The 21,774-nt window shown below is 53.8% G+C and carries 21 protein-coding genes; 14 read left to right on the forward strand and 7 right to left on the reverse strand.

Going from position 1 to position 21,774, the window contains the following annotated elements; all coding sequences use genetic code 11:
- Nucleotides 1-36: 36 nt before the first annotated feature.
- From M0644_RS10910 to M0644_RS10920, 3 genes are all read left to right on the forward strand, one after another.
- Nucleotides 37-420, forward strand: a complete 384-nt coding sequence (locus M0644_RS10910) for a DUF4359 domain-containing protein (protein WP_286625689.1) — start codon at nucleotides 37-39, stop codon at nucleotides 418-420.
- Between the two features lie 188 nt (nucleotides 421-608).
- On the forward strand, nucleotides 609-3,227 hold the full coding sequence (locus tag M0644_RS10915; protein WP_286625691.1) for an AAA-like domain-containing protein: 2,619 nt from the start codon (nucleotides 609-611) through the stop codon (nucleotides 3,225-3,227).
- Between the two features lie 163 nt (nucleotides 3,228-3,390).
- Nucleotides 3,391-3,795: an ATP-binding protein gene (locus tag M0644_RS10920; protein WP_226971953.1), complete on the forward strand. Its 405-nt coding sequence runs from the start codon at nucleotides 3,391-3,393 to the stop codon at nucleotides 3,793-3,795.
- 20 nt (nucleotides 3,796-3,815) lie between these two features.
- Here M0644_RS10920 and M0644_RS10925 read toward each other — a convergent pair whose 3' ends face one another.
- The 6 genes from M0644_RS10925 to M0644_RS10950 all read right to left on the reverse strand — a co-directional run bounded on the left by M0644_RS10925 (nucleotide 3,816) and on the right by M0644_RS10950 (nucleotide 10,195).
- Nucleotides 3,816-4,727: a branched-chain amino acid transaminase gene (locus M0644_RS10925; RefSeq protein WP_149820790.1), complete on the reverse strand. Its 912-nt coding sequence runs from the start codon at nucleotides 4,725-4,727 to the stop codon at nucleotides 3,816-3,818.
- A 91-nt stretch (nucleotides 4,728-4,818) separates the two neighbouring features.
- A complete protein-coding gene (locus M0644_RS10930) occupies nucleotides 4,819-5,829 on the reverse strand; it encodes a DUF389 domain-containing protein (protein WP_286625693.1) in 1,011 nt (336 codons plus the stop codon).
- Between the two features lie 45 nt (nucleotides 5,830-5,874).
- Nucleotides 5,875-6,339 carry an MEKHLA domain-containing protein gene (locus M0644_RS10935; RefSeq protein WP_286625694.1) on the reverse strand — a complete coding sequence of 155 codons (465 nt, stop codon included), beginning with the start codon at nucleotides 6,337-6,339 and terminating at the stop codon, nucleotides 5,875-5,877.
- A 3-nt stretch (nucleotides 6,340-6,342) separates the two neighbouring features.
- Nucleotides 6,343-7,497: an alanine--glyoxylate aminotransferase family protein gene (locus M0644_RS10940; protein WP_149820794.1), complete on the reverse strand. Its 1,155-nt coding sequence runs from the start codon at nucleotides 7,495-7,497 to the stop codon at nucleotides 6,343-6,345.
- Between the two features lie 34 nt (nucleotides 7,498-7,531).
- Nucleotides 7,532-8,545: a type I glyceraldehyde-3-phosphate dehydrogenase gene (locus M0644_RS10945; protein WP_149820796.1), complete on the reverse strand. Its 1,014-nt coding sequence runs from the start codon at nucleotides 8,543-8,545 to the stop codon at nucleotides 7,532-7,534.
- Nucleotides 8,546-8,632: 87 nt separating this feature from the next.
- A complete protein-coding gene (locus M0644_RS10950) occupies nucleotides 8,633-10,195 on the reverse strand; it encodes a photosystem II high light acclimation radical SAM protein (protein ID WP_286625696.1) in 1,563 nt (520 codons plus the stop codon).
- A gap of 213 nt (nucleotides 10,196-10,408) precedes the next feature.
- On the opposite strand from M0644_RS10950, the gene M0644_RS10955 reads away from it, so the two are divergent.
- Together M0644_RS10955 and M0644_RS10960 are read left to right on the forward strand one after the other, a co-directional pair.
- Nucleotides 10,409-10,765, forward strand: coding sequence for a DUF1830 domain-containing protein (locus tag M0644_RS10955; RefSeq protein ID WP_149820800.1), 357 nt, complete (start codon nucleotides 10,409-10,411; stop codon nucleotides 10,763-10,765).
- Entirely contained in the window at nucleotides 10,762-11,442 is a 681-nt protein-coding gene (locus tag M0644_RS10960) for a RibD family protein (RefSeq protein ID WP_286625698.1), read from the forward strand. The genes M0644_RS10955 and M0644_RS10960 overlap by 4 nt, the downstream gene beginning before the upstream one ends.
- A 44-nt stretch (nucleotides 11,443-11,486) precedes the next feature.
- On the opposite strand, the gene M0644_RS10965 is transcribed toward M0644_RS10960, so the two are convergent.
- Nucleotides 11,487-12,230, reverse strand: a complete 744-nt coding sequence (locus M0644_RS10965; protein ID WP_286625700.1) for an HAD family hydrolase — start codon at nucleotides 12,228-12,230, stop codon at nucleotides 11,487-11,489.
- 66 nt (nucleotides 12,231-12,296) lie between these two features.
- On the opposite strand from M0644_RS10965, the gene M0644_RS10970 reads away from it, so the two are divergent.
- From M0644_RS10970 to hemW, 9 genes are all read left to right on the forward strand, one after another.
- Nucleotides 12,297-12,899, forward strand: a complete 603-nt coding sequence (locus tag M0644_RS10970) for an aminodeoxychorismate/anthranilate synthase component II (protein ID WP_286625701.1) — start codon at nucleotides 12,297-12,299, stop codon at nucleotides 12,897-12,899.
- A 51-nt stretch (nucleotides 12,900-12,950) separates the two neighbouring features.
- Entirely contained in the window at nucleotides 12,951-13,700 is a 750-nt protein-coding gene (locus tag M0644_RS10975; protein WP_190278075.1) for an MBL fold metallo-hydrolase, read from the forward strand.
- A gap of 59 nt (nucleotides 13,701-13,759) precedes the next feature.
- Nucleotides 13,760-14,719, forward strand: coding sequence for an ABC transporter ATP-binding protein (locus M0644_RS10980; RefSeq protein ID WP_286625703.1), 960 nt, complete (start codon nucleotides 13,760-13,762; stop codon nucleotides 14,717-14,719).
- Nucleotides 14,712-15,539, forward strand: a complete 828-nt coding sequence (locus tag M0644_RS10985) for an ABC transporter permease (RefSeq protein WP_255521494.1) — start codon at nucleotides 14,712-14,714, stop codon at nucleotides 15,537-15,539. The genes M0644_RS10980 and M0644_RS10985 overlap by 8 nt, the downstream gene beginning before the upstream one ends.
- A 12-nt stretch (nucleotides 15,540-15,551) precedes the next feature.
- Complete coding sequence (locus M0644_RS10990) at nucleotides 15,552-17,093, forward strand: Gldg family protein (RefSeq protein WP_286625704.1); 1,542 nt, start codon at nucleotides 15,552-15,554, stop codon at nucleotides 17,091-17,093.
- A gap of 10 nt (nucleotides 17,094-17,103) precedes the next feature.
- On the forward strand, nucleotides 17,104-18,366 hold the full coding sequence (locus M0644_RS10995) for a chloride channel protein (RefSeq protein ID WP_286625705.1): 1,263 nt from the start codon (nucleotides 17,104-17,106) through the stop codon (nucleotides 18,364-18,366).
- A 184-nt stretch (nucleotides 18,367-18,550) separates the two neighbouring features.
- On the forward strand, nucleotides 18,551-19,633 hold the full coding sequence (psbA, locus tag M0644_RS11000; RefSeq protein ID WP_181495653.1) for a photosystem II q(b) protein: 1,083 nt from the start codon (nucleotides 18,551-18,553) through the stop codon (nucleotides 19,631-19,633).
- A 100-nt stretch (nucleotides 19,634-19,733) separates the two neighbouring features.
- Nucleotides 19,734-20,540, forward strand: a complete 807-nt coding sequence (locus M0644_RS11005) for a hypothetical protein (protein ID WP_286625706.1) — start codon at nucleotides 19,734-19,736, stop codon at nucleotides 20,538-20,540.
- A gap of 7 nt (nucleotides 20,541-20,547) precedes the next feature.
- Nucleotides 20,548-21,747 carry a radical SAM family heme chaperone HemW gene (hemW, locus tag M0644_RS11010; RefSeq protein WP_286625707.1) on the forward strand — a complete coding sequence of 400 codons (1,200 nt, stop codon included), beginning with the start codon at nucleotides 20,548-20,550 and terminating at the stop codon, nucleotides 21,745-21,747.
- The last annotated feature ends 27 nt before the right edge of the window (nucleotides 21,748-21,774 follow it).

A 21,774-nucleotide genomic window follows, 5' to 3' on the forward strand; every position in this document is an offset into this window, starting at 1 on the left:
GAGCTAGTCTTCTAGCATAGCATAGAGAACTCTCTTATGAAAGTGCCTCTCCTTTCCCAAGTCGTGGCACGCCCTCTTTGGTGGGGCGGTGGCGCCTTCTTGCTCTTGGGGATTATTGCGGCCTGTCTCACTAATCCCACCCCTGCCGACTATCAACGCCGCGCCGCAGCGGAAATGAACACCTTCCTTTTGACTCAAGTGTGTCCAGAGATCATCAATCGCGATAGCGCGATCGCCCAAGTGGCTTTGGAAGTCTGCGATCAACTGGAATCCCGCCCAGCAGAAGACATTGAACGCTACATCGCCTACAACACCCAATCCTATAACCTTGGCGTTGCCACCCTCTTTGTGACAGAGTTGCCCATTGACACCGTCTGGAGCCTCGGCCTCTTTGGTCAAATCATTCCCCTCAGACTGTAAGCTTCCTCTCTCCCTGATTTCAGCAGCAGGTGCAAAATGCAAATACCCATTTCCCCAGACCTCTGCTTGGCAGCAGGGTTGCTTTTAGAACCAGTGGCGTTCGCCAGCTAGTGAGCCTTCGGCAGGGGGCGGGAAAGACTATGCCAAAATATATCAACAACCACAGAAACCAGTAAAACGTAATTACCATGATTGGGAAAACCCTTGGCGGGCGCTACAAATTGATTCGAGTTTTAGGGGCTGGGAACTTTGGCCAAACGTTTCTCGCTGAGGATATTCACCGTCCTATTCGTGCCAAGTGTGTGGTTAAGTACCTGCGCCCCGCCCGTACGGATGCGGCCTTTCTCCCTTTGGCGCGATCGCTCTTTCAGCGGGAGGCACAAATTCTAGAGCGGCTGGGCAGTCACGAGCAAATCCCCCGCCTCCTTGCCTACTTTGAGGAAGACAAAGAATTTTACCTTGTCCAAGACTTCATTGAGGGTCAAGTCCTACGGCACGAATTGTTGCCGGGCTGTGCGTGGTCAGAGGCACGGGTGATGGCGTTGCTCCAAGATGCCCTGCGGGTTTTGGCCTTTGTGCATCAATGTGGTGTTATCCACCGCGATATTAAACCCGATAATCTGATTCGTCGCCAATCGGATCACCGCTTAGTGCTCATTGATTTTGGGGCAGTGAAGGAGATGGGGGTCTCCATTGGTGGCGGTACCTTGGTGGGAGAGACCAATCCACAGACAATTGCCATTGGCACACCAGGGTATATGGCCCCAGAGCAAGCCCAAGGGCGTCCGCGTCCGGCCAGCGATCTCTATGCCTTGGGGATGGTGGCGGTACAGGCATTGACGGGGTTGAGTCCTCTGCAACTCACCCAAGACCCCTACGGTTGTTGGTGTTGGCAAGCTGCTGAACCAGTGAGCGATCGCCTAGTGCAGTTTGTCAATAAACTAATTCACCCTTCTCCCTACGAGCGCTTTGCCACGGCTACCGATGCCCTTGCCAGCCTGCAACAGGTGGAGGTGCCCAAATCCTTTTGGTTTCGCCTTGGCAAATTTCTCAAAACTCCTGTTCAAGACCTCTGGCGATCGCCCGAAGGGCGCGCTGCGCGATCGCCAAGGGAGGATCAGGGTGCTTCTACAGTGCCGCCCCGTCCACTACCCGCTGTTTCCCCGCTGCCGCCACAAGTCACCGAACCGAAACCAGTGTCCTCTCCAGCGGCAGCCACCGCCGCCCTTTCCAACCAAGGTCGCCATGTTTTTATCAGTCACTCCAGTGACGGCACCGATTTGCAGTTGGCCAGTGCCCTCCAAGAGGTGTTGCAAAAAGCGGGTCACCAACCCTTTATGGCCAGCCAAAGTATCCGCCTTGGGGAGGCATGGGCACAGCGGATTGATCAGGAGCTAAAGCGGTGTGATTTCTTTGTTCTGTTGCTCTCACAAACGGCGGCGCAAAGTGAAATGGTGCTTGAGGAAGTCCGCACGGTCAAGCAGTTGCAAGCCCAACGGAGCGATCGCCGTCCCTTTATTCTGCCGGTACGGGTCAATTTTCCGCTAGATATGCCCTTGAACTATGAGTTGCGGGGCTACCTGCATCGCCTACAACAGCGCTTCTGGCGATCGCCAGCGGACACCGACACCCTGCTGCAAGAGATTCTCGACTTGGTGAATGCGACTACTGCCCCTGTAGCCACCAGTAGCGATGCCGCCCAAGAAACCATTGCTGAATCTGCGCAAATTGGCACATTGGTGGGTGATGGTGCGCCTGTTCCCGTGGCTGAGCCAGAACTCCCAGAAGGGCAGGTGGAAGTGGCCTCGGCGTTTTATATTGAGCGCCCCCCCATCGAGCAACGCTGTCGTGAAACCCTCTTGCAACCCGGCTCCCTGATTCGCATCAAAGCCCCCCGTCAAATGGGCAAAACCTCACTCATGGCACGGCTGCTGTACCGCGCGACCCAAGAGGGCTATGGCATTGTTCCCCTCAGTTTTCAGCTGGCGGATGCCCAAGTCTTCAGTGATTTGGAAAAACTCCTGCGCTGGCTCTGTGCCAGTGTGGGGCGGCGATTAGGGCTAGAAAACCGCCTCAATGAGTATTGGGATGACATTTTTGGCAGTAAATACAACTGTACCGCCTACTTTGAGGAGTATCTCTTACCCAATTGCCAAAAAGCGGGGACACAGTTTGAGGGTCGTCCCCTTGTCTTGGGTCTCGATGAAGTGGATCGGGTGTTTGAATACCCAGAGGTGGCCAGTGACTTCTTTGGCCTATTGCGGGCGTGGCATGAGGAGGGCAAAAACCGCGATATTTGGCGCAACCTGCGCTTAATTGTGGTTCATGGCACCGAGGTTTATATTCCCCTTGACATCAACCAGTCCCCCTTTAACGTTGGCTTAGCCGTTGACCTGCCCGAATTTAATCAAGAACAAATCGCCGAGTTGTGTCGCCTCCATGGTTTGACCCTTTCAGAGGCGCAGATCCAAGAACTTCAGCACTTGGTGGGGGGGCATCCCTATCTGATTCGCCTGAGCCTTTACCATCTTGCTCGCCAAGACTTGACATGGCAGGCGTTAATAGCCAATGCGGCCTCAGAAACGGGGTTATATCGAGATCACCTGCGGCGGCAGTGGTGGCATCTCCAGCAGCAGGCGGAACTGGTGCCTGCTTTTAGGAATATTTTGCAAGTGGAGAGTGGCAGTGTCGTGGACAGCACTGTTGGCTTTAAGCTCCACAGTTTGGGACTGATTACCCTAGAGGGAAATTTAGCTAAGGTGCGCTGTGATCTTTACCGCCGCTATTTTGGCGATCGCCTGCACTAGTGGACTGAATCATTGGCAGGACAGGCAGCGGTTGTGCGAGCAACAACTCCCTTGCTAAGCTAGAGGAAGAGGGGTTCGGTTATCCGCCAATGACTCTCGTCAGTCTCGGAACTGTATCCCGCTGCCCAGTTATCCTTCGCGGGTTATGCCGTCTATGACGTTAATGTACGTTGCGCCTCAGTGGCAAACCCTAGCATTTCCCTCGACACTTTTTCTCCAACCCATCCTAGAGATTCTACTCAGTGATCTTCCCCCCCAGTACAAAGATGAAATTAGGCTAGGTCTCCAAGAAGCCCTCGTCAATGCGGCTCGCCACGGCAATCAACTCAATCCCGAAAAGCTGGTGTCTGTCCGTTATACCTTTTCTCCCGATCAATGCTGGTGGGTGATTACAGATCAGGGGGATGGTTTCTCTCCTCCTAGTAATGTTTCTGAGACCGCTGATGAGTTGTTGCCAGCCGCCGACTGTGAATGTGGTCGGGGCTTATTTTTGATCTATGCCATCTTTGATGAGGTCTATTGGAACCCGAAAGGAACTGAATTAAGTCTGTGTAAGTACCTCACCTAAGCGGATTACGAACCTTTGAGCTAGAGGGGAATGACATCAACCCAGTGGCGATACTGTGGCTCCCGGCCTTCAACAATGGCCTGTAATTGTTTTTGCAGTTGGCGTGTCAGGGGGCGATCGCTCGGCAGCGTGTAGGTCTCAATCCGACTGACGGGCACAATTCGCGCAGCCGTGCCGGTCAAAAAGACCTCATCGGCGATCAACAGTTCCGTACGATCCACAGGCCGCTCAATCACCTTGACACCGGCTGCTTGCCCTAGTTCAATCACACTGCGGCGCGTAATCCCCTCCAGAATATCCTGATCCACGCTCGGCGTAATCAATTGCCCATCCCGCACCAAGAAGAGATTCATCCCCGACGCTTCACAGACTTTCCCTTGATCGTTGAGGAGAATCGCCTCATCAAAGCCAGAGGAAACAGCCTCTGTTTTTGCTAGTGCCGAGACAATATAGGAGGTGGTCAGCTTGCCCCGCAACGGGAAGGAGCGATCGCACTGCCGCTGCCATGAACTAATGCGACAGGTAACGCCTGCAGCTGACAGGTAATCGCCAAGGGGCATGCCGTAAATAAGAAAATCCTTCTCAATGTCATGGAGCCGTGGCGCAATGCCTAGCCCAGAGGTATAGACCAAAGGCCGAATATAGAAGGGCACGCTGGGTTGGTTTTTTTGCACCCATGCAACAATTTTCGACTTAATCTCGCTGGTGGGCAATTCATAGCCCAAATAGTGGGCACTGCGACTGAGGCGACGACAGTGATCCTCCAGCCGAAAGAGGAGAATTTCCTTGGAATTGGCCGGATTGGGGAGACCGCGCAAGCCTCCTAGGGCGGCTGTTCCGTAGTGGAGGGCATGGGTGGCCACAGAAATTTTGGCCTCTGCAAAGGGAACAAACTGACCGTTGAGATAGGCGTAGGGGAGAAAGTCACTCATGCGTCAATGGAAAGCGTTGACAAAAGACAGATGCAACCAAAGATCAGCTGCAATCTCAATAGTCTAACATTTTGGCTTAACGCTCAAAAAATTAGGGCAACGGCTCCCCTGAGGTGACCTCTTCAATGCTAGACACCTGTAGGACTAAACGAAAAGAGCGATTCATCCGCTGTTGGATAAACTCTTCCATGAGTGCCACTTGTTTTGGGGTGACCGGCTCGCGGGCACGCACATTGACCCGAATCACGGGTGGGTTACTGACCCAATTCGTCTCCATGCCCAACAGATCGAGGCGTTGAAATGTCAGCGTTCCGCGAATGAGCGCCTCTCGTACTTGCTGTTGCAACCGCGCTTGTTCAATGAGCCGACTGAAGCTAATGGCAAGGGGAATCACCAACAGACCGGTGAGGGCAGCGGCAATGGTGAGGGGACGGTGCCCTTGGTGCAGAGGGATATAGCCCACAATGACAAAAACTACCATGCAGGCCAGCGTAATTCCTAACAGGTTTGTGAAATATAACAGCGTTGCACCTACACTCAGACTCGTATTCAACTGCGCTATCCCAAGGCCAACGGTGCAAACGGGCGGCATGAGCGCAACGGCGATCGCTGTCCCCGCCAAGGTGTTTGAAATACGGGGTTCCGCCACCGCATAGGCACTCACGGCACCTGCGGCCACCGCAATGCCCAAGTCCAGCAGATTAGGTTGGGAGCGGGCCATGATCTCACTGCCATAGATCTCAAGACCCACCATGACACCAATCGTCCAAGACATGCCAATGGCCATGAGGGTGCCGACAATCAAGGCAATCCCTGCCTCACGAAACATCTTGAAGTCGCCAATGAGAGCGGCTAAGGCCAATCCGCGAATCGGCAGCATCAGCGGTGCAATCACCATCGCCCCAATAATCACAGCGGCACTGTTGGCGAGCAAACCAAAGGTGGCGATTGCGCAGGACGTAACAATCAAGACCACATAGGGAACGCTCAAATGGGATTCAGCATACAGTATCTGAATCAATTGATTGAGGCTTTCCGTCGTGCGGCGATGATAGCGGAAGGCTTGAACCTGATGCAACCAATGGGCAAGGAGTTCTTTCATGGACAACCTTGTACAGCAACTTACACGCGAGTGGTTAGATCAATGCTACAGGAACTGCCATTGATTAAACGTTGCTGCTTGTCCTATGGGATTGCCCGTCTCATCCAAAACCGTCCAAATCCAAGCATTTTCAATGCGAAACCGCCGCCCAGAACGAGAAATGCGAACACCACTGTAGTTGTTGGCATAGCCTTGGCGGGCTGCTGCAGCAAGAAGTCTCGCGCGTTCTTCTTGAGCCATGGGTTCCGCCGTCAACCGCGAAGGCAGTTGCACCAGTTCTGGCCAAGAGAGTTCCCACAGGGTGAGAGCGGCGTGGTTGCCATAGTTGAGAACGGGATCCGTCTCACAGCCGTGGGACAGCACTGGTTGTGACCAGTGGAACAACTGTTGCGCCAAACCCAAATCATCCTCAGCAGGCTGCGGCAGGAGCGATCGCCCTGTCCACTGTTGAAAACTGGCGCAAATGCGTCGTGCCTGCTGGACGGCCAGTGGTTGTAACCAAGGCTCCATCACTTAGGCCGTGGTCAATACACGACTGGCGGCGGCTACCCCAGCGCCGGGGCTAAAGTTGCTGTACCCCAATTCGCCAAGCACGGCTTCAAGAGCACTGATGGCTGCCAAAATATCGCGATCGCTGACAAAGCCCAAGTGACCGACTCGGAAAATTTGCCCCTTGAGATGATCTTGACCGCCAGCTAGGGCAATGTCAAAGCGTTTTTTCATCAGGCTGCGAATCTTTTCGGCCTCCACCCCTTGGGGTGCCACCGCCGTAATCGCGGGACTGGCACAGTGATCTGGCGCATAGAGGGGCAAGTTGAGCGCCTTCATGGCGGCGCGGGTGGCCTGCATCAAGCGCTGGTGACGGGCAAAGATATTCTCTAAGCCCTCCGCTTGCATCATCTCCAGTGCGGTCTTCAGGGCAAAGAAGAGATTCACCGGTGGCGTAAAGGGGGTTGTGTTCTTGGCGGCATCTTTGCGGTATTTGCCAAGGTCAAGATAGAACTTCGGTAGTGTAGCAGTTTTGTAGGCTTCCCATGCCTTGGCACTCACACTAACAAAGGCTAACCCCGGCGGAATCATATAGCCCTTTTGGGAGCCAGAGCCAACTACATCCAACCCCCACTCATCAACGGGGACATTGACTGCTCCTAGGCTGGTGACGGCATCCACAATGATCAGGGCTTGGCCGTGGGCTTTGACATGGCGGTTGATCGCCTCTAAGTCGTTGATCACCCCTGTGGAGGTTTCACTGTGGGTAATGATGACCGCCTTAATCGTTTTGGCACTGTCCGCCTCAAGGGCGGCTTTGAAGTCATCGGGGTTGAGGGGTTGTCCCCAAGGGGCGCTAATGCGCTCGGTTTTGAGGCCGTAGGCATCGCACACTTCCCCCCAGCGATCGCCAAACTTACCGTTACAGCCCACAAGGACGCGATCGCCCGCACTGAGAAAGTTAATGATCCCGGCCTCCATTGCCCCTGTGCCACTGGCGGTCAAAATCAGCACATCGTTCGTAGTCTGATGCAGCCATTTCAACCCTGCCGTCACCGCCGCCATGATCTCGCTAAAGTCACCGCTGCGATGGCCAATGGGATGTTTGCTGAGGGACAGAAGAACTGACTCCGGTACCGGCGTCGGACCCGGAATCATTAACATCGATTTATCTTGCATCGTGAGTTGCGAACCAATCCTTAAAATGAAACGACTAAGCCCAGTGAGCGGCCATGTGCTCTGCCAAGTCCAGAACCCGCTGGCTATAGCCCCACTCGTTATCGTACCAAGCCACCACTTTCACTAGATTGCCCCCCATCACCATCGTGAGGGACGCATCCAAAATCGAGGAGGCGTTGTGACCCCGATAGTCGGAAGACACCAGTTCCAATTCACTGTAGTGGATAATCCCCTTCATGGTGGTTTCAGAGGCTTCTTTGATCACTTGGTTCACCTGCTCAGCAATGGTGGGTTTTTCCACCTGAGCAACAAAGTCCACTACAGAAACATTGGGGGTGGGTACCCGCAGGGCAATCCCGTTCAGCTTACCTTGCAACTCGGGAATCACCAATCCGACTGCCTTAGCAGCCCCCGTAGAGGTGGGCACAATGTTCATCGCTGCTGCCCGTGCCCGCCGCAGATCGCGGTGACTGGCATCGAGTAGGCGTTGATCCCCCGTGTAGCTGTGGGTCGTCGTCATCATCCCCTGCTGAATGCCAAAGGTTTCATGGAGCACCTTGACAATCGGCGCCAAGCAGTTAGTGGTGCAACTGGCATTGCTGACGATGTCTTCACTGGGATTGTAGGTGTGGTGATTCACCCCGACCACATAGGTGGGGATATTGCCTTTGCCGGGCGCGGTAATCAGAACTTTTTTTGCCCCTGCACTTAAGTGTTTGCTCGCGCCCTCGCGGCTGGTAAAGACCCCCGTGGCCTCAATAACGAGGTCAATTCCCCACGAGCTCCAGGGCAGATTTTCAGGGTTGCGATCGGACACACATTTGACCGCATGGCCACCGGCATAGATGCAGTCGTCGTCAGCACTGATTTCGGCATCGTGGAAAATGCCCAACATTGAGTCATACTTCAGCAAATGGGCATTGGTGCGGGGATCGGAGGTATCGTTGATGCCTACAATCTCTAGCTTGCTATTGGCTTTCCGCTGTAACCAGCAACGCATGAAGTTCCGACCGATGCGCCCAAAACCATTGATAGCGACTCTAACCACCTGATCCCTTCCTCTGTTTACTAACTCATTGCCAGAAATGATCTAGGAAACATTCTAAGGGGGAATGGTCATTTTATCGCGCTTTTTTTAACGATGCACCAAAGGGCGTTCCTCAAGAGGCGCAGACAAGGCCTCCGCCAAGGGGGCACAGCCAAAGCGCTCCTCCAGTAGATCCATGACGGTGCGGCCAAAGTCATTGGGATTGAGGCGCCAAGCCGCAAGGCACACTTCCCCAAAGACGGATCCCATCGGTTCGGGGTTCCAAAGCAATTTCTTAGCAGTCCAAGGCATGAGGCTCATGGGGTTGTAGCCGGGGCGCAAAATGCCCTGCTCGAGAGCGTACTCCTCAAGGTGGGTATGGGGTTGCAGGCCAATAAAGAAAATGGCTGGCTCAACGTTATCTGCACCAAAAATGCGTTCCAGTTCGCGGTGGTAGGCAATGGTCTGGGCAATCGTTTCAGGGCGTTCGTCAATGACATTGAAGGAGTAATTCACAGAAACGAGGGCGTTGAACCCGGCGGCTTTCAAATCACGACAGTTTTGCAGCACCGTTCGCAGGTTGTAGCCCATGCGCATTTTCCGCACCAGTTCTTGGGAGCCACTGGTAATGCCGATTTCAAAGTAGTTCATCCCCGTTTGCACCATTAGCTCACACAGTTCGGGGGTGAGGTTGTCGGCACGGATGTAGGCCGCCCAGTGAATATCATTCATGCCGGCTTTGAGGATTTCCCGCAACAGGGCGATCGCGTCGGGGATAAATTTGCGAGCGGGGATAAACTGGGCATCGGTAAACCAAAAGTTGCGCACACCGCGATCGTAGAGCTGGCGCATTTCGGCGACGACTTCTTCAGCGGGGTTAATGCGCACCTGTTTGCCTTCAACCACGGTATAGACGCAGTAGCAGCAGTTGTGGGGACAGCCGCGCTTGGTTTGCACCCCAATATAAAAGTCGCCTCCCTGAAGGTAATACTCAAATTCTGGCCAAATCGTCTCGATGTAGTCGTAGTTGCAGGCGGTTTTTTCGATGGGGGTTGGCCATTCGTGGATGAGGCGATCGCGGGGCTTTTCAACACCCGCAATGTAGCAACGCTCCCCGGCAATTGGCTGGCTCGTTAGGACTTTGTGCAGCAGCGTTTCCCCTTCACCAACGGAAACAATGGTGCCTTTGGGCAATTGAGACCCCAATTGTTCATAAAAAACACTGACGGCACCGCCACCGACAATGGTCGTGACTTGCGGATGGTGACGCTTGGCATGGTGGAGTCCCAAACGGATTAAATTGAGGTTTCGCCAGAGTTCACCATAGTAGGCACTCATCACCCGCAGACCCCCGATCGCCCCCCGTAGCTTCACCAAGGGATTGCGGGCGTAATAGACCTCAAAGGCATGTTGCAGTGGATTGCCGCCCCGTCCCCCCACAGGGGCATAGATTTGAATATCCCGCCAAGAAAAAACCAGATGCGTGGGTTGAAATTCATCAATGACTTGGGCAAGGGCACGACGAAAATCCAAGGGCGGTACCGTCCCCAGATCAAAAATCCGCTGCTCAATGCTTGGCAGTTGCTTGTGGATGTAGTCAGCCAGATAAACCACGCCAATGGGAAAAATGGGATTGCAGGGGAGACGGACGTAAAGGACACGCGGGGACATAGGCTAGCCCAAGATCTATGGAAACGCTAAATTCTTAATAAATCTCTATCGCTGTTTAGGTTTTAACACATTTGCGCCTTTCCAACAGGGGATCACCGGAACTCAAGGAAAGGATGAACTGTCCATCCTGTAGTTGAGTTTACAACTGGATCGAATTGGCAATGTTAGGCTAACAAGGGTAAAGACACGTCCTATAACAAACCATTACTTCCTATGCCGCAAATCTTTGATCCTGTCCCTAGCGATAGTTGCGATCGCATCCTCTGCTGTTATGTCAACGCCACCAGCAAAATTCAGGTGGTGCGGATTACAAATATTGCCAACTGGTATTTCGAGCGGGTTGTTTTTCCGGGGCAGCGACTGGTATTTGAATCGCCACGGGCAGGACAACTGGAAGTTCACAGCGGCATGATGGCAAGTGCAATTCTCTCCGACATGATCCCCTGTACGGAGCTACTGGTGCAAGAGGGGAGAGATAATTTTTTTCCCAGTGATCCCGTCAGCCAGCAACGGCTAGAATTGCTCAATGAGACGCCTGCGCCAGCGACTGAAAAAGTCATGATCCCTTGAGCCAGCTCCAGCCGATTTCTCGCCCCTACACAATTGCAGTTTTGGCCAGTAGTTTAGATGGCCGCCTTGCTCGCGCCGATGCTTTGGGTCAGCGCATTGCCTCGGCCTATGACTTTCAGCACCTTGAACAGCAGGTGGCACAGGTGGATGCCGTACTCTTTGGGGCGACAACATTGCGTTTGGGGGGGACAGCGATGCGCCTTCAGTCTCCCCATCTGATTGCTGAGCGTGAGCACCAAGGGCAATCGCCCCAACCGCTGCAAATTGTCTGCTCCGCTAGTGGTGAATTCGATCTCAATCTCCCTTTCTTTCGCCAGCCGATTCACCGTGCCTTACTGACCACCGAGAAAGGCGCCAGCCGCTGGCAAGGATCCACTGCCTTTGATCACTGTTGGTCTGCTGGGGTGGCGGAGATTGACTGGCCGCAGGCGTTTAGGCACATTCAAGAGGCTGGTGTGCAAACCTTGGCCGTGTTGGGAGGAGGACAGCTTTTCGCCTCCCTGTTGCAGATGGCTGCCATTGACGAGTTGTGGTTGACCCTCTGCCCCCTCCTCCTAGGGTCGGTAGCGCCTAGCCTCTATCCAGAGGAGATTGCCTTCTCAGGGAGGTTGATGCTCCTGAATGTCTTGCCCGTGGGCAATGAGGTTTATCTCCACTACCGCCTTAATTATGCTTGACTCATTGCGAGTAACCCTCAATCACCACTGAGTCTAATTAGTTCTCAGTCAGCACTAATCTGCATCTCCAAGGGTGAGGCAAGGATGCAATCACAGTAATTGAGCACTGGTGGCCGATGCCAACCCCACGTAACACCAATGCTGCCCGCTGCACCCCCCCGCTGTGCCATGAGGCCATCACTATCGGCATCGCCAATAACCACGGTTTGATTGGGTCGCACCCCAAGGCGATCGCACACCCTCAGGAGTACCTGCGGATCGGGCTTCGTGGGTGGCTCATCTCCCCCCTGCCAGCATTGGAAAAAGGGCTTCAGGTGATAGGTGTCTAAAAAAGCCTCGATTTCCGACCTGCGATCGCTAGAGATAATCGCCAACGCGCATCCTTGCCCATGGAGCCGTTGCACGAGTTCAATGACCCCCGGCAGGGGTGGTGTAAACGCTGCTTTGGCAGTAAATTCTCGCTCTGCGGCAGTAAAGGCGGCATTTGCCTGTTCTAAGGCAGCAATCCAAGGAATTCCCTGTGTGGCCACAAAGGCTGCAGCGGCAATTTGGTTCTCCTGCCGTGTCCCCACCGCTTGTAATCCAGTGGGATCGAGATGGTCGCCGATCACCCCAAAGGCCTGAAGTAGCAACGCTTTGAGATTGGGAAAGTGTTCAGCAATTTTCACAGCGCGGGCGATCGCCACCCACCGCAGGTAATGGGCAACATCTGCTAATGTGCCATCTTTATCAAAGATCACCGCTGCTACCGAGGGAAAACAGCGTCCCTGACACCATAGTTGCACCATTGCCTCAACCCCTTGGGTAGTAGGATCAAAACACAAAGCATCGAAGATGATGAGGACACCTCTCCCTTGATTATCGTTATTGATAACTACGACAGCTTCACCTACAACCTTGTCCAGTACCTAGGAGAGCTAGCGCAGGAGTTCCCAGTTGCTGCGGATCTGCGGGTCTTTCGCAACGACAAGATCACCCTCGATGAGATCGCTGCCCTCGCCCCTGCGGGTATTGTGATTTCCCCCGGCCCGGGTCGCCCTGCCGATGCGGGGATTTCCGAAGCCCTGATCCGCACCTATGCTGGCACACTACCCATCTTGGGGGTTTGCTTGGGACATCAAGCGATTGGTGAAGTTTTCGGCGGCACGGTGACGCTCGCACCAACCCTCATGCACGGCAAAACGTCAGAAATTTACCACAGTGGTGTGGGGGTGTTCCAAAATTTGCCCCAACCCTTTACCGCAACCCGCTACCACAGCCTTGTTATTGATCGTGACAGTTGCCCTGATGTATTGGAAATTACGGCTTGGACAGAGGATGGCCTGATTATGGGGGTGCGCCACCGCCAATATCCGACGCTGGAAGGGGTGCAATTCCATCCGGAGAGCATTCTCACCACCTGCGGCAAAGACCTGCTACGGAACTTTTTGCGACGGCTGTCCAGTCCATCGTTGTGAGCCAGCCACTTTTCGGTACACTGAGCTGGAATAGGAGTGTGGGGAGAGAAAATGGAACGGCGGCAGTTCTTGCGTTTGGCTCAAGTTGGGGCGATCGCCAGCCTGAGTGGACACTGGGCAGCCCATGCCCAAGGGGGGGGTCTCTCTCTGCAATGGTTTGGCCACACCTGCTTTCTCTTCACCGGCAGTGGTCAGCGGGTACTGGTGAATCCCTTCCGTCCCATTGGTTGCACCAAAGGATTGCGGCCTCCCCGTGTCACTGCGGATATTGTCATGATCAGTAGTCGCCTCCTAGACGAGGGCTACATCGAAGGCTTACCCGGTCGGCCTAAACTGCTTTTTCAACCCGGTTCCTATAAAGTCAATGGTTTGAGTATTCAGGGCATCCGCACCAGTCATGATCGCGTCGGTGGCTTTCGCTTTGGCGTCAACGTGGTTTGGCGCTGGCAGCAGGGGGGCATCAATCTCCTGCACATGGGCGGCATTGCCATGCCGATCACGATTGAACAACGCATTCTCATGGGACGGCCTGATGTGATGATTGTGCCAGTGGGAGGAAGTGACAAAGCCTATAGGGCTGAGGAGGCCAAGGCAGCCGTTGAAGTTTTGCAACCCCGTTTGGTCATTCCTTCCCACTATCGGACGGCAGCGGCTGACCCCAATAATTGTGATCTGACAGGGCTAGAGGACTTTTTGAAAGTTATGGAGGGAACCCCGGTTCGCCGCAGTGGGGGTGCCTCCCTCAGTCTATCGGCAGCCAATCTGCCCCAAAATACCACTATCCAAGTCCTCAGTATTTGATGAGGAAAACGGCTACATTGTGTGTCAATGTTTCCCGTAGAACGAGTTGAGGAAACGCCATGATTCAGGTCGAACACCTGACCAAGGTTTACGGTACAACCGTCGCGCTGCGGGATGTCAGCTTTTCAGCGGCCAGTGGTGAGATTCTCGGTCTCCTCGGCCCCAATGGCGCAGGCAAAACCACCACAATGCGGATTTTGGCGGGGTATCTACCGGCAACGAGTGGCACAGCATCTATTGCAGGCTATGAAGTCCACACGAATCCGATGGCGGTGCGGCAGCGCATTGGCTATCTGCCAGAAAATCCCCCCCTCTATACGGAAATGACGGTGGCGGGCTATTTGCACTTTGTGGCTCGCATCAAGGGCGTCAGTGCGGGCGATCGCCCCCAGCGGGTGGAATATGCTCTCAAAAGCTGCGGCCTCTGGGATCGGCAACAGACCATTATTCGCAAACTCTCGAAGGGCTATCGGCAGCGGGTCGGCATTGCCCAAGCGATCGTTCACGATCCGCCAGCCATCATTCTGGATGAACCCACGGTGGGTCTCGATCCGCGTCAAATTATTGAGGTGCGCAACCTGATTAAAAACTTGGCGGGACAGCATACAGTGATTCTTTCCACCCATATTTTGGCGGAAGTGAGCATGACCTGCGATCGCGCCGTGATTATCAATAAAGGCGAAGTGGCGGGCATTGGCAAACTGGATGAACTGCTGCAACGCCTCAGCGGTAGCTACACCTATGACCTCGAACTCTTGGGCGATCGCGCCGCTATTGAATCCCTCCTCCAACAGTTGCCTGCTCTGCAACAGATCACATGGGGCAATAGCACTCCCCAAGGGCGACAGCAACTTCAGGTCAGCAGTCCTTCAGAAATCGGTGCCGATCTCGCCAGTCTCCTTGTCCAAAATGGGGTGCAACTCTTTGAAATGCGCCGCTCCCGTGCCAACCTAGAGGAGGTGTTCTTGAAGCTAACGACCGATGAACCCAGCGATACCACCGAAGAAGCCCATGCTTAGCGTTTCCCTCCACGGGCTGCGTGTCCTCCTTGCTAACATTCTTGCCATCTATCGCCGCGAACTCCAGAGTTACTTTAGTGCCCCCTTCTACTATGTGATTGCCGGGGTGTTCTGGCTGCTCAGCGGCCTGTTTTTCCTCGTTGTGATGACGACAATTATTAGCCAAGTAGCTCAGCAGGATTTGCTGCAACAACAGTTTGGGGCGCCGAGCCAAGCCATTGACGTTCCCAAGCTCATCCTCGAAAGTTTCCTTGGACTCCTCGGCTCCATTTCCCAAGTCATTTTGCCCATGCTCTCGATGGGACTCTACACCGAAGAGCGCAAACGCGGCACCCTCGAACTTTTAGCCACCTCACCGATTACGAACTGGTGTGTGGCAACGGGTAAACTCTTGGCAGTGCTGACGTTTTATACCACGCTGTTGCTGCCTGTGATTGTCTATCAGTTTGTGGCGCTCCAACAGAGTACGCCCCCCCTCTCCCCTTGGCTAATTCTTGCGGGCAATGGCGGATTGATTCTTTTAGCAGCAGCCATTCTCTCCTTGGGGATGTTTCTCTCATCCTTGACCGATAGCACGATCCTAGCGGCCATTTTGGGGTTTGCGGTGTTGCTGATTCTCTGGGTACTCGATGTCTTGGCTAAAAATACCGGCGGGAATCTCAGTGATATCCTCACCTACGTCTCACCCCTAGAGCACTTTACCAACCTGACACGGGGAATTTTCCGCAGCAGTAGTCTTGTTGTCTTTGGTAGTTATATTTTCCTCGGCATTTTCCTCACGGCACAGTCCATTGATGCCTTTCGTTACCAGCGCAATTAGGGGGTACCGGTCATGAAACGCTTTGCCCTAGGCTCACCTGAACGATTGACCACGGTATTGCTGTGGGCGGCGCCACTTTTGATCATTGCTGGCTTGAGTGCTGGCATCGTCACGAATCGCTGGAATTGGTTACCCTTGAGCCTTTTAGCTTTGGGGGGGATTGCCCTACTGCTGTGGCTGATCCAGCAAAGTCGTGTCTCCACAGGGTTTTGGGGGCGGCGTTCTACCCAAACCAGTACGAATGCCATCCTGACTGTGATTGCGGTGATTGCTCTATTGGGCATCGTCAATTTTTTGGCCGATCGCTACAGTGTTGAAATCGATCTCACCGAAAACCGTGCCTTTACCTTAGCAGCGGAAACCCGTGATGTTCTGCAAACTCTGGAGCAGCCGGTGCGGGTATTGGTGTTTGATGCCAATGCCGCCAGTCGCGATCGCCTGCTGTTGGAACAGTACCGCCGTCAGGCCAATAACCAATTTTCCTTCGAGTTCATTGACCCCCAAGAGCAACCCGCCCTTGCTAAAAAGTACAACGTGACGCAAGTGGGGCAAGTGATTGTTGTGGCGGGCGAGAAAACGCAGCGCATTGATGAAGACCTTTCCGAAAGTAACCTCACCCCTGCCCTGATTCGTGTGACCAGCGATCGCACGATCCGTGCCTATTTCACCACGGGGCACAATGAACTTCCCCTCACAGGTGGCTCCGCCAGTCTCAGTGAAGTGGCTAAACTTCTTGAGCAGCGAGATGTGGAACTCCTGCCCCTGAATTTGCTGGAGAAGGGCAAAATTCCCGAAGATGCCAATGTCATTGTGGTCGCTGGACCGCGGCAACCCTTTTTGCGTCTGGAGCAGGATCTGCTCAAGGCGTACCTGAATCGGGGTGGTAGCCTGTTGCTAATGCTCGATGTTGATGTCAACGCCGGTCTAGATGATTTACTGAAAAACTGGGGACTCACCCTCGATAATCGCTGGGTGATTGACGGCTCTGGTGTGGGTCAACAGGTGGGACTCGGTCCCGATACGATTATTGTCACCACCTATGGCAATCACCCGATTACTCAACGCTTTGCCCAAGGTCCGAGTGTCTTTCCCCGCGCGCAAGCCATTCGCATTGATCCTGTGAAGGATGATGACATTGTGGAAATTGCCCTCTCGGGCCCGCAAACTTGGGCGGAAACCGACTGGCAGTCGGGCAACCTTGAATTCACTGAAGGTGTAGATACCAAAGGGCCGCTGCCGATTGGTGTAGCGATTACCCGTCAGTTGAGTGATAACCCACCGAAGGAAGCCCGCTTGGTGGTCTTTGGGGATTCGGAGTTTGCCACCGATGGCGTGATTGCCTACCAAGGGATTAATAGTGATCTCTTTGTCAATTCCGTGCTCTGGTTGGGCGATCGCGACCAAAAAGCACTCTCCATTCGTCCGCGTGAAACCACCAATCGCCGCCTTCAACTCAATGTCACCACCAGTCGTTGGCTAGAGATTATCAGTGTCTTTCTGCTGCCCCTTGTCGGGTTTGGCTCAGCCGTTTTTGTCTGGTGGCGGCGCCGCTAACTCTTCTTCTATGGCCAGAGCCTCCTGCCCTTACCCTTGTTTGCTCCTGTATGCCCTAATCGTTGGTCTGTTTGGTGGCTGCGTGGCCACGGCCTTTTATCTCGCTCTTAAGCTGGGGTTTGCGCTGTTGTGGGGGACTGATCCTAGCCAAGTGAGCATTGGCACGTGGGCGCACCTCTATCCTTACATGCCGCTTTTGACGGCCTTTGGTGGCTTGTTGGTGGGCTTATCGGTCAAATTCTTTGGGGCAACGGAGGGACTCGCGGATGCGATCGCAGAGTTACACCACGAGGGTCGGTTAAGTTATCGCTTTCTACCGGGTATGGCATTGGCTTCTAGCCTATCTTTGCTGTTTGGCAGTAGTGCTGGCCCTGAAAGTCCCATGATTGATATCAATGGCGGCTTGGGCAGTTGGTTCGCGGAGCGTTTGCATCTACCCCCAAAGAGCACCCGTATTCTCACCCTCTGCGGTATGGCAGCGGGCATGGGCGTGTTTTTTGAGTCCCCCCTCGGCGCCACACTGTTTGTTTTGGAAGTCCCCCATCGCCGCAGTGTGGAGTTTTATGAGGCAATCATTCCAGCCCTGATTTCTGCGGCTGCTGGGTTTACCCTTTTTCGGGTCATTACAGGCACAACCATTGGTGACATTTATCGGTTCCCTGCCTACGATACGCTGCGTCCTGAGGATATTGGCTTTGCAGTGTTGCTCGGCATCATTGGTGCGGCGGTGGGAACGCTCTTTATCCTTGTAGATCGGCAGATTCAACGCTGGCTGAACCCCTATCGACAATATCCTCTTGTCTTAATTGTGGCGGTGGGTTTTCTGATTGGTTTGATTGCCCTGATGCATCCGATCACCCTGTTCTACGGTGAGCGGCAAATTGAACAAGTCATCCAAGTGGTCAACCGCTACAGCATTGGCATTCTGCTGAGCGTCGCTTTCTTTAAGCTGGTTGCCCTGAGTCTCTGTCTGCGGGGGGGCTTCCGTGGGGGGGTCGTCTTTCCCCTATTTTTTGTAGGTGCTTGTGTGGGCATGGCCGTACATGAGGCACTCCCGAATACACCCTTGAGTGTGGCCTTGGCTGGCATGATGGCGGCAATCACGGTGGTGGTGACCAAAACACCTTTGGGGCTGGCGGTGATTCTGACGGTGATTTCCCATACATCAATGCTGCCCTTGATTACGATCGCCACCTTAACCAGTTATCTATTGACCTTACCCATTACTTGGATTCCCAGCCAGCGATCGCGCGAGGACACCCCTGATCCCTGAGAAATCATTAACAGAATATAAAATTCAGACACAACCCTTTACATTTTCCTAAGAGATTGATTAATATAAGGTTACATTCCGTTGCACAACACCAGCGGGTGCGCCTGAGGTCTCTCAGGGACTCGATTTGGGATTGTAAACGGTTTGTAACATTCATTCATCTTGTTCAACAGGACTTATCACTATGACGACTGTTTTACAACGTCGCGAGCAACTGAACCTGTGGGAGCAATTTTGTAGCTGGGTTACCAGCACCAACAACCGCCTCTATGTGGGCTGGTTCGGTGTGTTGATGATCCCCACTCTGCTCGCTGCTACCATCTGCTTCGTGATTGCTTTCATCGCTGCTCCCCCTGTGGACATCGATGGCATCCGTGAGCCTGTTGCTGGCTCCTTGATCTATGGCAACAACATCATCACGGGTGCGGTTGTCCCCTCCAGCAACGCCATTGGCTTGCACTTCTACCCCATTTGGGAAGCTGCTTCCCTTGATGAGTGGCTCTACAACGGTGGCCCTTACCAACTGATCATCTTCCACTTCTTGATCGGTGTCTTCTGCTACATGGGTCGTGAGTGGGAACTCAGCTACCGCCTCGGTATGCGTCCTTGGATCTGCGTGGCCTACTCCGCTCCTGTGGCTGCCGCTACCGCTGTGTTCTTGATCTACCCCATTGGTCAAGGCAGCTTCTCTGACGGGATGCCCCTGGGTATCTCTGGTACCTTCAACTTCATGCTTGTGTTCCAAGCTGAGCACAACATCCTTATGCACCCCTTCCACCAACTGGGTGTGGCTGGTGTCTTTGGTGGTGCTCTGTTCTCCGCCATGCACGGTTCGCTGGTGACCTCCAGCCTGATCCGTGAAACCACCGAAACCGAGTCTCAAAACTACGGTTACAAATTCGGTCAAGAGGAAGAAACCTACAACATCGTGGCTGCCCACGGTTACTTTGGTCGCTTGATCTTCCAATACGCCAGCTTCAACAACAGCCGTGCGCTGCACTTCTTCCTCGCCGCTTGGCCGGTGATCGGTATTTGGTTCACCGCTCTGGGTATCAGCACGATGGCCTTCAACCTCAACGGTTTCAACTTCAACCACTCCGTTGTGGATGCACAAGGCAACGTGATCAACACTTGGGCTGACATCATCAACCGTGCCAACTTGGGTATGGAAGTGATGCACGAGCGCAATGCTCACAACTTCCCCCTCGACTTGGCCAGCGCTGAGTCTGCTCCTGTGGCCATGATTGCTCCTAGCATCAACGGCTAATTCCTAGAGCAACTCTAACTAGCGTTTAGTTAAAGGAACCGCCTCTTCATCGGGGGCGGTCTTTTTTTATGATGATGGTCAAAGGGTAGAGACTTTGTTAATGAATGGTTGGACATCCCTCTTGGCAGTGGCAGTGCCTCTTGTGGTGCAAGCAGCAACACCAGCTCCAGAGATCATTACGCGGGCGATCGCGATCGCTGCCGAGCAGTTTGGTGAGGAACTAGAGCAAATTAGCGTGGTTCAAGTTCAGCCCAAAGTTTGGTCCGATGGCTGTTTGGGCTTGGGGGGATTGCGGGTTGATTGTGCTGAGCGTTTAACCCCCGGTTGGGAAATTACCCTGACGAATCGCAATGCTCCCTATCCCCAACAGTGGGTCTATCGCACCAATCAAAGTGGTTCCCTGATTCTTTGGGATGCCGCTGGCAGTCGAATGATCGGCACCCTGATTCAGCGCCCCCAACGCCTGAGTCCAGAAGAGTTGCCGCCCCCCCTTCCTGAGGGTGTAAGTTTTCGCGTGATTCGGCAAAGTGATGCCTCTGGAAATCGTTCACCCTCAACGACAACAACACTGCTCTATAACGATGGTCGGATTGTGCAGCAAACCACCAATGCTCGCGGGGAAACCCTCAGCCGCACCCTACGCACAGTGACACCTGCTCAAGTCAGTCAATTTAATCAATTGTTGAGCGATCGCCGGTTTGAGCGCTTCAATGGCTTTGACTTTGTACCCACACCCGTAGAACGACCGGTGCCTATTCATCTCGTCTCGACCCCCACCGCAACGGTGCGCTTTGCTGAAGCCAATGAATACCGCCTTGCCTCTGATTTGGTCGCTGTTTTGCGGGCATGGGAGCTATTGGTTGCCAAAGGTCGGCTGCCTAGCCAGATTTCATCACAAACCAGTTAAGAAAACAATGACTAGAGCCGCATACATTCATCTACCCTTTTGTCGGCGCCGCTGCTTCTACTGTGACTTTCCGATTACGGTAGTGGGGGATTCTCCGACACTGGCAGAATCACTTATCCAAGAGTATGTGGCTGCACTCTGTCAAGAAATTGCCCATACCCCTGCTGAGCGGCTACCGCTCCAAACGATTTTTTTTGGGGGGGGAACACCGTCTCTAGTCCCGCCGCAATACATTGGCCAACTGCTGGAAGCCCTCGATCGCCAAATAGGCATTGCCCAAGGGGCAGAAATTTCTATGGAAATGGATCCGGGAACCTTTGACTTAAAACAATTGCAGGGCTATCTCAAAGTAGGGGTAAATCGCGTCAGCTTGGGTGTACAGGCCTTTGACGATGAGCTATTGCGGGTATGTGGCCGTAGTCACGATGTGACCGATGTTGAGCGTGCAGTGGCTCTGATTCACGAGGTTGGGGTGAAAAATTGGAGCATGGATCTCATTTTGGGGCTACCGAATCAATCCCTGCAGCGTTGGCAACGCTCCCTAGAGCAAGCGATCGCCCTCAACCCTGCCCATCTATCCATCTACGACCTGATCATTGAACCCAAAACCGTCTTTAGCAAACGCTATCAACCCGAAACAGACTCCCTACCCACTCAAGAGCAAGCCGCTGCCGCCTACTGCCTTACCCACAAGAGGCTAACAGCAGCAGGGTATGAGCACTATGAAATTTCCAATTATGCCCGACCGGGGTTTGCCTGTCGTCACAATCAAGTCTATTGGCGCAATCAACCCTACTATGGCTTTGGCATGGGCGCCACCAGTTATCTCGGGCATCGTCGCCTCAGCCGTCCGCGTACCCGCCGGGAATACTATCAATGGCTGCAAAGTTTACCCGAGAGCCTCAATCAAGTCAGTCCAGATGCCCTGTGGGATCGCTGGTTGGAAACCCTCATGCTGGGCTTGCGCCTCAGGGATGGCCTCTCTTTAGCTGCTCTAGCGGATGAATTTCCGATGTCGTGGGTTGAAGCCCTACAAGCAGCAGCGGCAAACATGTCTCCAGAGATGCTTTCTTTGACGGGCGATCGCCTGCACTTGACCCAGCCAGAAGGATTTCTGATGGCCAATACCGTCATTGTCACTCTTTGGGAGGCGATGGAGAGATCGGTTTTCCGCCAACAGCAAGGGCAACCCCTACCGATACACTAGAGGTTGTCTGACCAAGAATACACTCAC

It is taken from the genome of Thermosynechococcus sp. B1, from assembly GCF_030322985.1.
Classification (GTDB): domain Bacteria; phylum Cyanobacteriota; class Cyanobacteriia; order Thermosynechococcales; family Thermosynechococcaceae; genus Thermosynechococcus.

Coding starts and splice junctions, on each gene's coding strand:
- M0644_RS10995 (WP_286625705.1), top strand. CDS start 17,104: ATGGCCAGAGCCTCCTGCCCTTACCCTTGTTTGCTCCTGTATGCCCTA.
- M0644_RS10955 (WP_149820800.1), top strand. CDS start 10,409: ATGCCGCAAATCTTTGATCCTGTCCCTAGCGATAGTTGCGATCGCATC.
- M0644_RS10925 (WP_149820790.1), bottom strand. CDS start 4,727: ATGAGTGACTTTCTCCCCTACGCCTATCTCAACGGTCAGTTTGTTCCC.
- M0644_RS10950 (WP_286625696.1), bottom strand. CDS start 10,195: ATGTCCCCGCGTGTCCTTTACGTCCGTCTCCCCTGCAATCCCATTTTT.
- M0644_RS10920 (WP_226971953.1), top strand. CDS start 3,391: ATGTACGTTGCGCCTCAGTGGCAAACCCTAGCATTTCCCTCGACACTT.
- M0644_RS10935 (WP_286625694.1), bottom strand. CDS start 6,339: ATGGAGCCTTGGTTACAACCACTGGCCGTCCAGCAGGCACGACGCATT.
- M0644_RS11005 (WP_286625706.1), top strand. CDS start 19,734: ATGAATGGTTGGACATCCCTCTTGGCAGTGGCAGTGCCTCTTGTGGTG.
- M0644_RS10910 (WP_286625689.1), top strand. CDS start 37: ATGAAAGTGCCTCTCCTTTCCCAAGTCGTGGCACGCCCTCTTTGGTGG.
- psbA (WP_181495653.1), top strand. CDS start 18,551: ATGACGACTGTTTTACAACGTCGCGAGCAACTGAACCTGTGGGAGCAA.
- hemW (WP_286625707.1), top strand. CDS start 20,548: ATGACTAGAGCCGCATACATTCATCTACCCTTTTGTCGGCGCCGCTGC.
- M0644_RS10990 (WP_286625704.1), top strand. CDS start 15,552: ATGAAACGCTTTGCCCTAGGCTCACCTGAACGATTGACCACGGTATTG.
- M0644_RS10965 (WP_286625700.1), bottom strand. CDS start 12,230: ATGGTGCAACTATGGTGTCAGGGACGCTGTTTTCCCTCGGTAGCAGCG.
- M0644_RS10985 (WP_255521494.1), top strand. CDS start 14,712: ATGCTTAGCGTTTCCCTCCACGGGCTGCGTGTCCTCCTTGCTAACATT.
- M0644_RS10930 (WP_286625693.1), bottom strand. CDS start 5,829: ATGAAAGAACTCCTTGCCCATTGGTTGCATCAGGTTCAAGCCTTCCGC.
- M0644_RS10975 (WP_190278075.1), top strand. CDS start 12,951: ATGGAACGGCGGCAGTTCTTGCGTTTGGCTCAAGTTGGGGCGATCGCC.
- M0644_RS10915 (WP_286625691.1), top strand. CDS start 609: ATGATTGGGAAAACCCTTGGCGGGCGCTACAAATTGATTCGAGTTTTA.
- M0644_RS10980 (WP_286625703.1), top strand. CDS start 13,760: ATGATTCAGGTCGAACACCTGACCAAGGTTTACGGTACAACCGTCGCG.
- M0644_RS10940 (WP_149820794.1), bottom strand. CDS start 7,497: ATGCAAGATAAATCGATGTTAATGATTCCGGGTCCGACGCCGGTACCG.